Annotated in this window: 12 protein-coding genes; 6 read left to right on the top strand and 6 right to left on the bottom strand. The window is 34.0% G+C overall.

The window, feature by feature from the left end; genetic code table 11:
- Window positions 1–81 precede the first annotated feature (81 nt).
- From gyrA to dnaA, 6 genes are all read right to left on the bottom strand, one after another.
- The gene (gene gyrA / locus ACT8VG_RS01770; protein ID WP_278243006.1) at window positions 82–2,529 is read right to left on the bottom strand and encodes a DNA gyrase subunit A; all 2,448 of its coding nucleotides are present in this window, start codon (window positions 2,527–2,529) and stop codon (window positions 82–84) included.
- 14 nt (window positions 2,530–2,543) lie between these two features.
- Window positions 2,544–4,469 (bottom strand): DNA topoisomerase (ATP-hydrolyzing) subunit B, encoded by a 1,926-nt coding sequence (gene gyrB / locus ACT8VG_RS01765; protein ID WP_217106961.1) that lies wholly within the window; start codon window positions 4,467–4,469, stop codon window positions 2,544–2,546.
- A complete protein-coding gene (recF, locus tag ACT8VG_RS01760; protein ID WP_022424782.1) occupies window positions 4,470–5,564 on the bottom strand; it encodes a DNA replication/repair protein RecF in 1,095 nt (364 codons plus the stop codon).
- Window positions 5,545–5,766 (bottom strand): RNA-binding S4 domain-containing protein, encoded by a 222-nt coding sequence (locus ACT8VG_RS01755; RefSeq protein ID WP_022424781.1) that lies wholly within the window; start codon window positions 5,764–5,766, stop codon window positions 5,545–5,547. The genes recF and ACT8VG_RS01755 overlap by 20 nt, the downstream gene beginning before the upstream one ends.
- 170 nt (window positions 5,767–5,936) lie before the next feature.
- A complete protein-coding gene (gene dnaN / locus ACT8VG_RS01750; RefSeq protein WP_117459283.1) occupies window positions 5,937–7,040 on the bottom strand; it encodes a DNA polymerase III subunit beta in 1,104 nt (367 codons plus the stop codon).
- Window positions 7,041–7,178: 138 nt separating this feature from the next.
- Window positions 7,179–8,531, bottom strand: coding sequence for a chromosomal replication initiator protein DnaA (dnaA, locus tag ACT8VG_RS01745; RefSeq protein WP_117459282.1), 1,353 nt, complete (start codon window positions 8,529–8,531; stop codon window positions 7,179–7,181).
- 532 nt (window positions 8,532–9,063) lie between these two features.
- Between dnaA and rpmH the strand changes: the two genes are divergently transcribed.
- The 6 genes from rpmH to mnmE all read left to right on the top strand — a co-directional run bounded on the left by rpmH (window position 9,064) and on the right by mnmE (window position 13,794).
- Complete coding sequence (gene rpmH / locus ACT8VG_RS01740; protein ID WP_006504672.1) at window positions 9,064–9,198, top strand: 50S ribosomal protein L34; 135 nt, start codon at window positions 9,064–9,066, stop codon at window positions 9,196–9,198.
- A 40-nt stretch (window positions 9,199–9,238) separates the two neighbouring features.
- A complete protein-coding gene (gene rnpA / locus ACT8VG_RS01735; protein WP_006504671.1) occupies window positions 9,239–9,577 on the top strand; it encodes a ribonuclease P protein component in 339 nt (112 codons plus the stop codon).
- A gap of 2 nt (window positions 9,578–9,579) precedes the next feature.
- Window positions 9,580–10,461, top strand: a complete 882-nt coding sequence (locus tag ACT8VG_RS01730; RefSeq protein WP_432274537.1) for a YidC/Oxa1 family membrane protein insertase — start codon at window positions 9,580–9,582, stop codon at window positions 10,459–10,461.
- A 5-nt stretch (window positions 10,462–10,466) separates the two neighbouring features.
- Window positions 10,467–11,066 (top strand): Jag family protein, encoded by a 600-nt coding sequence (locus tag ACT8VG_RS01725; protein ID WP_217747496.1) that lies wholly within the window; start codon window positions 10,467–10,469, stop codon window positions 11,064–11,066.
- A gap of 62 nt (window positions 11,067–11,128) precedes the next feature.
- Window positions 11,129–12,460: an MATE family efflux transporter gene (locus ACT8VG_RS01720; protein WP_444195080.1), complete on the top strand. Its 1,332-nt coding sequence runs from the start codon at window positions 11,129–11,131 to the stop codon at window positions 12,458–12,460.
- Window positions 12,461–12,462: 2 nt separating this feature from the next.
- Window positions 12,463–13,794: a tRNA uridine-5-carboxymethylaminomethyl(34) synthesis GTPase MnmE gene (gene mnmE, locus ACT8VG_RS01715; RefSeq protein ID WP_022424775.1), complete on the top strand. Its 1,332-nt coding sequence runs from the start codon at window positions 12,463–12,465 to the stop codon at window positions 13,792–13,794.
- The last annotated feature ends 313 nt before the right edge of the window (window positions 13,795–14,107 follow it).

Genomic DNA, 14,107 nt, shown 5'->3' with positions numbered 1-14,107 from the left:
TACCTGTGGTCGATTTATCTCCGACTGAATTAGTGCCATGCCCGGCACACTGAAAAAAAGAAGTTGTCATGTGACAACTTCTTATTCTTCAGTCGTTTCTTCTTCTGATTCTTTATCTACTACTGTAATACTTGAAACAGAAGCACCTTCACCTACTTTAATAAGTCTTACACCCTGTGTAGCTCTTCCAGCACTCTTTACCTGTTCCATTGGTAATCTGATAATAATACCTTCATTTGTAATGATCATTAAGTCTTCATTGCCTTCTACAGCCTTAATGCTGACTAATTCACCATTCTTCTCAGTAATATTAACAGTCTTAACACCTTTACCACCACGTTTAGATAAACGATATTCTTCTAGTGGTGACATCTTACCATAACCCTTTTCAGTAATGATTAGGATATTTTGTCCTTCAGTATTTGTAGTCACACCAATAATATGACTATCATCTACATTCATACCCTTAACACCACTTGCAGAACGTCCCATTGGTCTCACATCATTTTCATCAAAACGAATAGCCTTACCATTAGCGGCTGCAAGAAGAATTTCACTCTTACCATTAGTTAACTTAACATCAACTAATTCATCACCCTCACGTAATGTGAGTGCAAGTTTACCAGACTGTCTGATATTTTCGAATTCAGGTAATCCAGTTCTCTTTACTAAACCATCCTTAGTCACAAAGAATAAGAAATGTGATTCATCTACTTCAGAAGGTGTAATAGAGATCATAGTCTTCACCTGTTCATCCTTATCCATATTCAATAAGTTGATAATAGGAAGACCCTTTGCCTGTCTACCAAATTCAGGAATATTATATCCCTTCATTCGATATACCTTACCAAAGTTAGTAAAGATCAATAAATCATCATGAGTAGACATATTCATTAATGAATCTACAACATCATCATTATTTGTACTCATACCCTTGATACCTTTACCACCTCTATTTTGAGCTTTATAAGTATCAATAGGCATACGTTTTACATAACCATTATTAGTTAAAGAAATAACTACATCTTCTTCAGGAATTAAATCTTCATCTTCAATATCAAATGAACCCTGAATGATTTCAGTTCTTCTCTTATCACCATACTTCGCTTTGATTTCAAGAAGTTCCTGATCAATAATCGCAATAATTCTTTCTTTATTCGCAAGAATATCTTTTAAATCTGCGATTGTTTCTAATAATGCATTTAATTCATTCTCAATCTTTTCTCTTTCCAATCCAGCAAGTCTTTGTAACTGCATTTCACGGATAGCCTTTGCCTGTCTTTCAGACATATCAAATTCATCCATTAATCTCTGCTGAATAATTTCTGTTGTACGAGAACTTCTAATTAAATTAATAATCGCATCAATCTGATCAATAGCACGCTTTAAACCATCTAAGATATGAGCACGATCTTCTGCCTTCTTTAAATCGAATAATGTTCTTCTACGAATCACATCTTCCTGATGTTCTAAGTAAACATTAATCATTTCTTTTAAAGACAATGTCTTAGGTTCACCATTGACTAAGGCAATATTGTTGACACCAAAAGTAGTCTGTAATGCAGTTAACTTGTATAACTGATTTAAAATAACTTCTGGCTGTACATCTCTTCTTAACTCAATAACAATACGAATACCTTCACGGTCAGATTCATCTCTTAATTCTGTAATACCATCGATATTCTTTTCTTTTACATGAGCTGCAATCTTTTCAATTAAACGTGCCTTATTGACCATATATGGTAATTCAGTTACGATGATTGCTTTCTTATTACTACCGATATCTTCAATATCAGTCTTTGCTCTCATGACAATCAAACCATTCCCTGTCTCATAGGCTTTCTTAATAGCCCCACGGCCTAAAATATAAGCGCCTGTAGGAAAATCAGGACCAGGGATATAATTATCCATTAACTCTGTAATTGTAATATCAGGGTTCTTAGAAACAGCAAGAATCGCATCAACCACTTCACCTAAGTTATGTGAAGGAATATTTGTTGCCATACCTACCGCAATACCAGTAGACCCATTAATCAATAAGTTAGGAATACGAGAAGGAAGCACATTAGGTTCCTTTTCTTCACCATCATAGTTAGGGACAAAATCAACAGTATCCTTGTTGATATCTCTTACCATTTCCATCGCAATCTTAGACATTCTTGATTCTGTATAACGCATTGCGGCAGCGCCATCACCATCAATAGAACCAAAGTTACCATGTCCATCTACTAACATATATCTATATGAGAAATCCTGTGCCATACGTACAAGGGCTTCATAAATAGAACTATCACCATGTGGGTGATATTTCCCCATTACTTCCCCAACAATACGGGCAGACTTCTTATAAGGCTTATCACTATAACAGCCTAATTCATTCATACCATGAATAATACGTCTCTGTACTGGCTTTAAACCATCTTTCGCATCAGGAAGAGCTCTAGCCACAATAACACTCATCGCATATTCCATGAATGATTTCTTCATTTCACCTGTTAACTGTATATCTTTAATACCTCTTTGTTCCATGACTATCTCCTTCCTTAAATATCAAGATTTTCTACATACTTCGCATTTTCTCTAATGAAATCTCTTCTAGGTTCAACACGTTCACCCATCAACATATCAAATAGCTGATCAGCCTGCATTGCATCATCTAACTGAATTCTATTTAATACACGATTTTCAGGATTCATAGTTGTTTCCCATAACTGTTCTGGATTCATTTCACCTAGCCCTTTATAACGCTGAATTGTATATTTCGCATTAGGACCAAGTTCTTCTTTTAGTTTATCTAACTCATAATCACTATATAAATAATGATCATCCTTACCATGTCTTAATAAATAAAGAGGTGGCTGAGCAGCATAAACATAACCATTCTCAATTAAAGGTTTTAAATAACGATATAAGAAAGTAAGCATTAAAATTCTAATATGACCACCATCGACATCGGCATCGGTCATGATGACAATCTTATGATAACGTAGTTTATTGATATCAAACTCATCACCAATACCAGTACCAAATGCGGTAATCATAGATCTAATTTCCGCATTACCAAGAATTCTTTCTAAACGTGCTTTTTCAACATTCAAGATCTTACCTCTTAAAGGAAGAATAGCCTGAATCTTTCTATCTCTACCAGATTTCGCACTACCTCCGGCAGAGTCCCCTTCGACGATGAATATTTCACATTCACTTGGATCCTTAGAAGAACAGTCTGCAAGCTTACCAGGAAGATTAGAGACATCTAAAGCTGTCTTTCTTCGAGTCATTTCTCTTGCACGCTTCGCTGCCATTCTTGCCTTAGAAGCCAATGTAACTTTATCCATGATAATCTTCGCAGTATCAGGATTTTCTAATAAGAACTTATCCAATGCATTCGCAAGAATAGTAGATACAATCTTTCTTACTTCCGCATTACCTAATTTAGTCTTTGTCTGTCCTTCATACTGAGGATCAGGGTGCTTAACTGATACAATCGCAGTTAAACCTTCACGACAGTCATCACCACTTAAAGAGTCATCTTTATCCTTTAAGAAGTTGTGACTTTTTGCATAGTTATTAATAACACGTGTTAAAGCTAAACGGAAACCTTCTTCATGTGTTCCACCTTCGTGTGTATTGATATTATTACAGAATGAATAGATATTTGGCTGATAACCATCATTGTACTGCATAGCTATTTCCACGGAAATATCATTCATTGTATCTTCACAATCAATAATACGATCATGTAATGGTGTCTTATTCTTATTTAAGAAAGCCACATACTCTCTTAAACCACCTTCATAATGATATTCATCTACTTTTGCAGGATCTAATCTTTCATCCTCTAATACAAGCTTTAAGCCTTTATTTAAGAAAGCAAGTTCTCTTAATCTCTGACTTAATACACCATAATCATAAACTGTTGTTTCAGTGAAGATTTCAGGATCAGCCTTAAATATTACAGTTGTTCCTGTTTCTTCCTGATCACAATCTCCTACAACCTTTAAAGAACTAACAGGTGTTCCACCATTTTCAAAACGTTGATAGTAAATATGTCCTTCACGGTGAACATAAACTTCTAGCCATTCACTCAAGGCATTTACGACAGAAGCACCTACACCATGTAGACCACCAGAGACCTTATAGCCTCCTCCACCGAATTTACCACCGGCATGTAATACAGTAAAAATAGTTTCAATTGTATTCTTACCTGTTTTCACATTCATACCAGTAGGCATACCACGACCATTATCAATGACCTTTACAACATCACCTGGTAATAATACAACTCTGATCTTATTACAGAAACCTGCGAGTGCTTCATCGATAGAGTTATCCACTATTTCCCATACAAGATGGTGTAAACCTCTTGCAGACGTTGTCCCGATATACATACCAGGTCTCTTTCTAACGGCTTCTAGCCCTTCTAAGACTTGAATATCGGATTCATCATAATGTTCTACTTTTTCTTCCATTTACTTATCCTCCTTCAACGTTCCTTTCTCTATTCTTAAAACCAAAGCATCATCTAGTGAATGATGATAACCTAAATCAAAATGCGTTGTTGTAATAAATGTCTGTACCTTATGATCAATCAGATTCAAAAGCTTCATCTTTCTCTCTTCATCTAACTCACTCAATACATCATCTAACAACAAGACAGGATACTCACCTATCTGCATCTTCACTATTTCTACTAACGCAATCTTTATCGATAAGATGATAGATCGCTGCTGCCCCTGGGATGCAAACATACCAGCATCATTCTCATCTAAAAAGATTTTTAAATCATCCTTATGAATACCATCTACAGTATTCCCTTGAAATATATCTCGCTTATAATTCTTTTTATATTTATCAAGAATACCCTCTTTTGAAATATCCTTGAACTGCGTATGATATCTCAAAACAAGCTTTTCTTTACCAGAAATATAAGCATACATCTGCCCACTGATCTCATTCAACAACTCTATGAACTTCATACGTCTTTGAATCAGATCTTCTTCTAATTCTGCCATCTCCTCACTCAGTACTTCTAGATACATATCAGGTTCCTTATGTCCATCATGAAGCATCTTTAAGTACTTATTTCTTTCCTTCATCAACTTATTATATTTATTCAAGTTAAACATATAGATTGGTGAAATCTTAGAAATCTCAGTATCTATCAAAGTACGTCTCATCTTAGGAGATCCTTTAATCAACTGGAGATCCTGAGGAGTAAATAAGATCACATTAAAATAACCCAGATAATCACTTGTCTTACTCACAGCCTTATCATTAATAAAAGCCTTCTTGCCTTCTTTAGACACGACAACCTTTAAATCGTACGGACGTGTACCATTTACAACATGACCTGACACACGTGTATAAGACTGATCGAACATGATCAATTCATCAAGCATACGGGACTTGAAGCTTCTTGTAGTAGACAAGAGATAAATCGCTTCAAGTATATTCGTTTTACCCTGTGCATTATCCCCAATGATAATATTAACCAGTGGATGAAAATGAAAGGTTTGCTTTTCATAATTACGAAATTGAATCAGATTAAGCGTTTTGATTTCCATGGATTACATACTGGCGACGATCTACTTCAAACACATCACCATCTCTTAGTTTCTTACCACGTCTACGGTCTACTTCTCCATTTACAAGAACATGACCTTCCTGAATCATAATCTTTGCTTCAATGCCACTTTGTGCTTCTCCACATAATTTCATAGCCTGACCTAAAGTAATATATTCAGTATGTATTAAGACTTCTTTCATTTCATCACACATCCTTTGCGCTAATTTTGCTTTCTACATTATAGCACAAAAACATAAAAAAAAGAAGTTTATAGCCCCTTTTTTCAAGGGAGAGATAAACTCCATTTTCCTACAAATTTCAATTACAAGCCAAATTTTACCCAAATAAGAGAATAGACCCTTTATTTTACCTAGTAAGTTCTTACTGGAAGAACAACCTGAATGTTATCATTTACATCTAAACCAGTAATCTGGAAAGGTCTCATCTTTTCAGTAAAGCGTAGCTGAATAGTTTCTGTACCAATAGAACGGATCGCATCAGCTAAATACTTTGCACTAAATGAAATAGTCATTGGTTCACCTTTATAGAATGCTTTTGTTAGGTTTTCTTCTACTGAACCGATTTCCTGTGAATAAGAAGAAAGAACATTCTCATCAGGAGACATTGTTAGTTTTACAATATTACTCTGTTCATCAGATAGTAAAGAAGCACGGCTGATAGCACCAAGTAATGCTGAACTATTGATAGACATAGTATAAGAACCCTGATCTTCTACTAAACGTGATGTATTAGGATAAGTACCATCAATTAAACGAGTTAATACAAGATACTGACCAATCACAAATAATACTTTACGATCAGATACATAAAGATCAATCATTTCATCTTTTTCAATAATGTGAATAATCTGATTTAAAGACTTCTTAGGAATAACAATATTAAACTGAATATCATCTTCAATTGGCATGCTTACCTGAGCTAAACGATAACTATCAGTCGCAATACATACAAGCTTATGCTGATCTACTTTGAAATTCACACCAGTAAGTACTGGTCTAGTTTCTTGTTCACTGGTTGCAAATAAAGTCTTTTCAATAATCTTTTTGAAATCATAAGACTTCATAGAGAAGTGTTTACCATTCTTATTTAAATCAATACGTGGGAAGTCAAAAGACTTAGAACCATTTAAATCAAATAAAGAACTTTCTGAAGTAATACGAGTTAAAGTACCATCTACTACCTGAATATGAACTGTATCGCCATCAATCTTACGAATAATTTCTAAGATATACTTAGAAGATAAAACAACAGATCCAGTCTGGTTAATAATAATACCTTCATTAATTGTAGTCTGAATACTGATATCACTATCAGATGCAGTCAATACTAAACCATCTTCTAATAAGTCAAACTTAATACCTGTTAAGATAGGTAAAGGACTCTTTAAGGAAACAGCTCTAGAAACCTTAGTAAGTGCATCTAATAAGACAAGTCTATTAATATTAAAATCCATTTTTTTCTCCTTTATTTATTTTATTAATTAAAGAATAATTATAATAATACTGTGCATAATGTGCATAAGTTGCGTTTTTATTGAGTATTTCAAAAGAATTCTCATTTTTGACGGTGCACAAGTTGTGCATACGTGTGCTTAACTTAAGCGTTCCATTAAATCATTGATCGCTGTTTTATAGTTAGGATCCTGTTTCATCTTCTTCTTAACTTTAGAACAAGCTTTCATGATTGTGGAATGATCTCTTCCTCCAAATTCCTGTCCAATCTGGATATAGGAAATATCAGGAACGAGCTCTCTAACAAGATACATCGCGATATGTCTTGCCGTAATAATATTGTTTGTACGTGATTTACTCGTTAACTGAGTCACTGATAGATTGTAGTAAGAAGCAACTGTTTCCTTAATGGTATCAGGAGTCGCTTCTTTTTTAGTAATTGTCGTTGTGTTATCAGGATTATCAAATGCTTCTAAAGCAAAATCTAAGCTGATATGATCAAGATTTTGTCCACATACTACTTTATAGAATAGAAGTGTTGTAATAGCGCCTTCTAAGTCTCTAACATCCTTATTGAAATGAGAGGCAATAAAATCCAATACTTCTTCATCAATAGGATAATCAATCATACGTGATTCAATCTTTTTCTTTAAGATTGCCTTGGCTGTTTCAAATTCAGGATTATCAATAGTCACTGTTAACCCTTGTCTAAAACGAGAAACAAGGCGGTTTTCCATCCCTTTTAGCTCTACAGGAGGTTTATCACTCGTAATAACAATCTGTTTTCCTGAATGTTGTAAAGTATTGAAGATATTGAAGAACATCTCCATACTTCCCTCTTTATTCGCAATAAACTGGATATCATCAATCAATAATATATCCACACTACGATAACGACGATTAAAAGACGCAATCGTATTATTGCCAATAGCTTCTACATAATCATTCACAAATGCTTCTGCATTTGTATAAAGAATACGTTTACCTGGAAATTTAGTTTTCACATAGTTACCAATCGCATTCAACAAATGTGTCTTTCCAAGTCCGGAATTACTATGAAGGAATAAAGGATTATATGTACCAGGTTTTAATGCGACAGCAAGTGCTGCATTTTGAGCAATTCTATTACAATTACCCACAACAAAGTTATCAAAAGTAAGATCTGCACTTAAATGATCATCAAAATCTTCTACTTCTTCCTTAACTTCTACTACAGGAGCCTTTGCCTTATTCATGTTGTCATATTCCTGGTTTGACATTACCTTTATAGTGGCTTTAATACCTGACACTTCATAGAAGAATTCTGCAAGCTGTTCACTTGCATCCTCAATAAAGGTCTTATTAAAAACCGATTCTATAGTAATAATTAATTCATTGTTCTGCAGTTCTTTAGCCTCTGTCTGGGTGAATATTGAGTCGAATACAATCTTATCGTCACTGTTTTCTCCATAGCGATTGAGGGTTTCTGTCCAGAACTGCTTTAAGTTGTCCATATATTCACCTTCCTTTGCACCCCTCATTATAAAAGAAAATGTGACTAATGACTAGTGAATATTGATTATTCACAGCATGGATGTGCACAAAAAATGGTGAATAAGTAGTTATTCATAGGTTATTCAGAGTCTTTTTCACGAGATATTCACATTTTTATTGTGAACTTAACGCTATTTTTTGAATTCTTCACACTTATTCACAAAAATTGAGAATATCTAAAAAATAGTGTTGCACCATGTTTTATGTGCATATATGTGCGGTATTTCCTCTATTCACCACTTATTCATAATATTGTGCACATAAAAAAATATGTTATATAGGAGAAAAATGATGGTTTTACACAATATGTGAATGAATGAATTCCGATGGGGAATGAAGTGTGGAAAATAGCTGTGAAGAAGCAAAAACTGTTGAATATAAGCCAAAATTTCTTATAAATAATATTGACTTAAAATAGTATTTCCCATATAATGACACTGCATATGTTATGTAGTATAAAAAAAGTAGCTACATATTGGAGGTGTAAAAAGAATGAAAAGAACATATCAGCCAAATAAAAGAAAAAGAGCTAAGACTCATGGCTTCAGAGCTAGAATGGCAACTGTAGGTGGACGTAAAGTTATCGCTAGACGTCGTAAAAAAGGAAGAAAAGTATTATCTGCCTAAAAAAAATCCACTTTAATGTGGTTTTTTTTCTAAAAGAAATATGAAAAAAGAATTACGTGTAAAAAAGAGTACTGAATTTGAAACCATTATAAAGAAAAGAAAAAGCGTAGCGAATAGAGAGTTTGTTTTATATTGGAATCCTAATGATCTAGAGCATATGCGTATTGGTTTATCAGTCGGTAAGAAAATAGGGAATGCCGTTGCCAGAAACAAGACTAAGAGACAAGTAAGAATGATGGTTCATGAATTGTTCACAAAAGAAGACCATAATGACTACATTCTGATTGTTAGAAAACCCTATTCTCAGAATGATTTTGAACAGAACAAGAAATCTCTTCAAAATCTATATTTAAAAATGAAAAAAAGAATGGAGAAGTAAAAATGGTATTAGATCCTCGTACAAAGAAGTACTTAAAGATCTTTGCGGTGATTGCTTTAGTGTTCATTTTTACAGGGTGTACAAGTAATGTTGACAAGAACGGTCATTTATTAGCAAGCCGTGCTATCAATGAATCAACACCATGGTCACTAAAAGCAGGATTTTTTGATTTTATTCTTACAATTCCTATCGCAAAGGGAATCCTATTAATCACTTCATGGACAGGTAATGTCTTATGGGGTGTCATCTTAATGACTATTCTTATCAACTTGATTATCTTACCAGTTATGATCAAGTCTACTATTTCTACACAGAAGATGCAGATGCTTCAGCCAGAAATGGAAAGAATCCAGAACAAGTATCGTGGTAAGAATGATCAGACTAGTCAGATGCGTATGCAGAATGAAATTATGAACTTATACAAGAAAAATAACGTTTCTATGTTTGGTTCATTATGGACTTTCTTAACATTACCTATCATGTTTGCAATGTATGGTGCTGTTCAGAGAATCCAGATCTTGTATACATCACAGGCATTTGGTATGAATTTAGGTTTAACACCTTTATCTCAGATCACTAGTGGTAAATTCATTTATATTGCCGTTATTTTAGTTATGGCTTTATCTCAGTTCTTCGCTATCGAAATCAACAACTTAATGTTGAAGAGAAACAAGAAGTATAAACCTTCTGCTCAGCAGAACCAGATGAAGACTATGAATATCGTAATGACATTAATGATCATCTACTTTGGTTTAATCATGCCAACAGCTATGTCATTCTATTGGATTACAACTAACTTAATTACTGTAGTCAGAACAGTATTTATTCAGATTCAGTATATTGAAAAGCAAGAAAATCAGAAAGACACTAATGTAATTAGGTAATCATTATGAATACTTATGAAGCTAAAACAGAAGAAGAAGCATTAAATTGTGCTTGTCAGGACTTAGGTATTACACCAGAAGAATTCCATTATGAAGTTGTTGAAGTTCATAAGGGAATATTCAGTAAGAAAGTTGTTATTGCTGGATGGTGTGAATCTATGGTTGAAGAATATGTAGGTCAGTTCGTAGAAAAAACATTAAGTTCTTTAGGTTTCGAAACACAGACTACTGTCTTCAAACAGGATGATCGTATCTACTGTAATGTAGAAACAAGTAATAACTCAGTTGTGATTGGTAAGAATGGTGTTATTTTAAGAGCATTAAACTTCATTACTAAGAGTGCTGTGAATACTCAGTTCAAACAGCGTATTGAAATCTCTGTAGATATCAATGGTTATAAGGAACAGAGATACCAGAAGGTTGCTGCAATGGCTAAACGTTTTGGTAAGAAAGTACAACATTCTAAGATCAATATGAAGTTAGATCCTCTACCAGCTGACGAAAGAAAAGTCATTCATCAGGTGATTGCGGAAATGCCACATCTTGCAACACAGTCACACGGTGAAGGTAAAAACCGTTACTTAGAAATTTATTATGTTGATTAAAGAAGGCTCTGCCTTCTTTTTTTTACATTCTTTTGATAGAATGGATAGGAAGGGAGATGCGCATGAAAAAATTGAATTTATTAGAAGGACGTATTGTCCCTCTTCTTATAAAATTAACACTACCTATTATTGGTACATCATTTCTAGAAATGGCTTATGCACTGATTGATATGCTTTGGATTGGAAAGCTTGGTGCTTCCTCTATTGCAGCAGTTGGTGTAGCAGGTATGTTTAGCTGGTTATCGCAGGGACTCGCAATGATTGCGACACAGGGTGGACAAGTTAAAACAGGACATTCATTAGGTGCAGGTAATCAAGAAGCAGCTACAGATTATGCTTCATCTGCGATTCAGTTAGGGATTATATTCGCACTATTATTTTCTTTCTGTACAGTTGTATTCTCAAGTTTCTTTATTGGTTTATTTGGCTTATCATCACAAGCCACTATTAATCAGGCTATTAACTATTTACGTATTACATGTGGTTTGATCATTTTTAACTTCTTAAATATTATTATGACTGGTATTCTAAATGCCTCTGGTGATAGTCAGACACCATTCCAGTGTAATAGTGTTGGTTTGTTATTGAATATTGTTTTAGACCCATTCTTTATCTTTATATGTAATCTAGGTGTTGTAGGTGCAGCACTTGCGACAGTATTAGCTCAGGTTTCTGTATTCCTACTATTTATGAGACATAACTTTAAGAAGAATACATTACTTAAACATATTTCATTGAAGAAGGTTTATTCAAAGTTTTATTATAAGAATATACTTAGAATTGGTTTTCCATTAGGATTACAGAGTATGTTATTTTCTGTATGTTCAATGGTAGTGGCTGCTTTTGTAGCTGAGTTTGGAGATGCAGCTGTTGCCGCACAGAAGGTAGGTACACAGGTAGAAAATATTTCTTGGTGTATGGCAACTGGATTCCAGACATCTATTAATGCATTTATTAGTCAGAACTATGGAGCTGGTAAGTATGATCGTGTAGAAAAAGGATATCGTACAATGCTGGTATTCTCTGTACTATGGGGTATTGTATGTACAAGTTTGATGGTATTCTTCCCTCATGTGATTTATGGCTTCTTTACTGATGATTTAATGGTAACTCAAATTGGAGAAAACTATCTACGTATAGTGGGTCTATCAGAGACATTTATGATTCTAGAATTAATGATTTCTGGAGCCTTTAGTGGATTAGGAGAAACAATTCCTCCTTCTATCACCAGCATTATATTCACTTTAGGACGTATTCCAGCTATTTTATTAATATTAAATACATTCCATTTGAATGGTATCTGGTGGGTTATTTCTTTCTCAGGTATTATTAAAGGTCTGGTTAATTTTATTTGGTTCTATAAGTATAAGAAAAGAACACTTAAGGAGGTATGACGATGAATGATGATATTATTTGTGCTATTGCGACATCTCGATTAGAAGCCGCTATTTCTATTATTCGTATATCGGGTAAAGGATGTATTGATTTTGTTCAAAGCTTCTTTACAGGTAATCTAAATAAGAAGTCTCAGACTATTTCTTATGGCTATATTGTAGATGGTGAAGAGAAAGTAGATGAAGTACTTATTTCTATCTATCGTGGACAACATACATTTACTGGTGAAGAAATGGTAGAAATCAACTGTCATGGTGGTGTCTTTATTACGAATAAAGTTCTTTCTTTATGTTTAAAGAAAGGAGCTAGAATGGCTGAGCATGGAGAATTCTCTAAGCGTGCATTCTTAAATGGACGTATTGATTTATCCCAGGCAGAAGCAATTAGTGATTTAATTACAGCTAATAATGATCAGGCAGCTAAACTAGCATTAAAAGGAATACAGGGGAATATCACAAACTTCATTAAAGACTTAAAAGAAGATTTAATTAAAATTATTACTCAGATTGAAGTAAACATTGATTATCCAGAATATGAAGATATAGAAGAACTAACAGCTGAAAAGCTGTTACCTGGTTCTGTATCTTTAAGAAAGAAGATGGATGATATTCTTGATCGTTCTAAGAACATGCATTTAATAAAGGATGGTATTTCTACTGTCATTGTAGGGAAACCTAATGTAGGTAAGTCTAGTTTATTGAATGCATTATTAGAAGAAGATAAAGCCATCGTAACCGATATTGCAGGAACGACTAGAGATGTAGTAGAAGGTTCTATTCGTTTAAATGATATTGTATTAAATATGATTGATACAGCAGGTATTAGAGAAACAGAAGATAAGATTGAACATATGGGTGTTAAGAAGTCTTTATCTTTGATTGATCAGGCTGATTTAGTACTAGTTGTATTAGATGGTTCTAGACCAATAGAGGCAGAAGATAAGGAACTATTAGAACGTACTGAAGGATTAAATAGAATTGTATTAATCAATAAGTCTGATAAGGGCTGTGTGATTGATACAGAAGGTATTCATATTAGTGCTAAAGAGAATCATATAGATGAATTGATTCAACATATTAAAGATGAGTTTGACTTTAGTGCTATTACTAATTCTCAGGCACAGGTACTTGCGAATCAAAGACAGGTACAGTTATTAGAGAAAGCTTCACAGTCATTAAATGTTGCGATTCAGGCAATGGAGGATGGTATTCCTACAGACTTGATTGTGACTGATTTATATGATAGCTGGGAGAACCTAAAAGAGATTTTAGGTGAACAGGCTAAAGAAGATTTACTTGATGAATTGTTTAAGAGATTTTGTATAGGGAAATAGAAAAATCCTCTAGGTGTGTCCTAGAGGATTTTTCTTTTTGGAAATAAAAGGAAGGATTTCTCCCTTCCATACTTTAACGCCCTACACTTATGGCGGTAGGAGCCGTACTGATAAGGTATTTCTACCTTCGAATAGATTATAGAATAATATGTTGATTTTTCAAGAGTTTTATTCAGGTTTAGAAGTACTACATTGCACTCTGTCATAAGACTAACTACTCCCACGGGCAAGCCCGTGGGAGTAGTCAGCTCGCAGTGCTTCTTGAAAGAATACTGCAGTTCAAGGTGCTTAACAACAAATACAGCACATCAGA

The organism is Catenibacterium sp., from assembly GCF_052354645.1.
In the GTDB taxonomy this organism is placed as follows: Bacteria; Bacillota_I; Bacilli_A; order Erysipelotrichales; family Coprobacillaceae; genus Catenibacterium; species Catenibacterium mitsuoka_A.
This window is presented reverse-complemented; position numbering and strand designations above follow the sequence as displayed.

Coding starts and splice junctions, on each gene's coding strand:
- gyrA (WP_278243006.1), bottom strand. CDS start 2,529: ATGGAACAAAGAGGTATTAAAGATATACAGTTAACAGGTGAAATGAAG.
- gyrB (WP_217106961.1), bottom strand. CDS start 4,469: ATGGAAGAAAAAGTAGAACATTATGATGAATCCGATATTCAAGTCTTA.
- recF (WP_022424782.1), bottom strand. CDS start 5,564: ATGGAAATCAAAACGCTTAATCTGATTCAATTTCGTAATTATGAAAAG.
- ACT8VG_RS01755 (WP_022424781.1), bottom strand. CDS start 5,766: ATGAAAGAAGTCTTAATACATACTGAATATATTACTTTAGGTCAGGCT.
- dnaN (WP_117459283.1), bottom strand. CDS start 7,040: ATGGATTTTAATATTAATAGACTTGTCTTATTAGATGCACTTACTAAG.
- dnaA (WP_117459282.1), bottom strand. CDS start 8,531: ATGGACAACTTAAAGCAGTTCTGGACAGAAACCCTCAATCGCTATGGA.
- rpmH (WP_006504672.1), top strand. CDS start 9,064: ATGAAAAGAACATATCAGCCAAATAAAAGAAAAAGAGCTAAGACTCAT.
- rnpA (WP_006504671.1), top strand. CDS start 9,239: ATGAAAAAAGAATTACGTGTAAAAAAGAGTACTGAATTTGAAACCATT.
- ACT8VG_RS01730 (WP_432274537.1), top strand. CDS start 9,580: ATGGTATTAGATCCTCGTACAAAGAAGTACTTAAAGATCTTTGCGGTG.
- ACT8VG_RS01725 (WP_217747496.1), top strand. CDS start 10,467: ATGAATACTTATGAAGCTAAAACAGAAGAAGAAGCATTAAATTGTGCT.
- ACT8VG_RS01720 (WP_444195080.1), top strand. CDS start 11,129: ATGAAAAAATTGAATTTATTAGAAGGACGTATTGTCCCTCTTCTTATA.
- mnmE (WP_022424775.1), top strand. CDS start 12,463: ATGAATGATGATATTATTTGTGCTATTGCGACATCTCGATTAGAAGCC.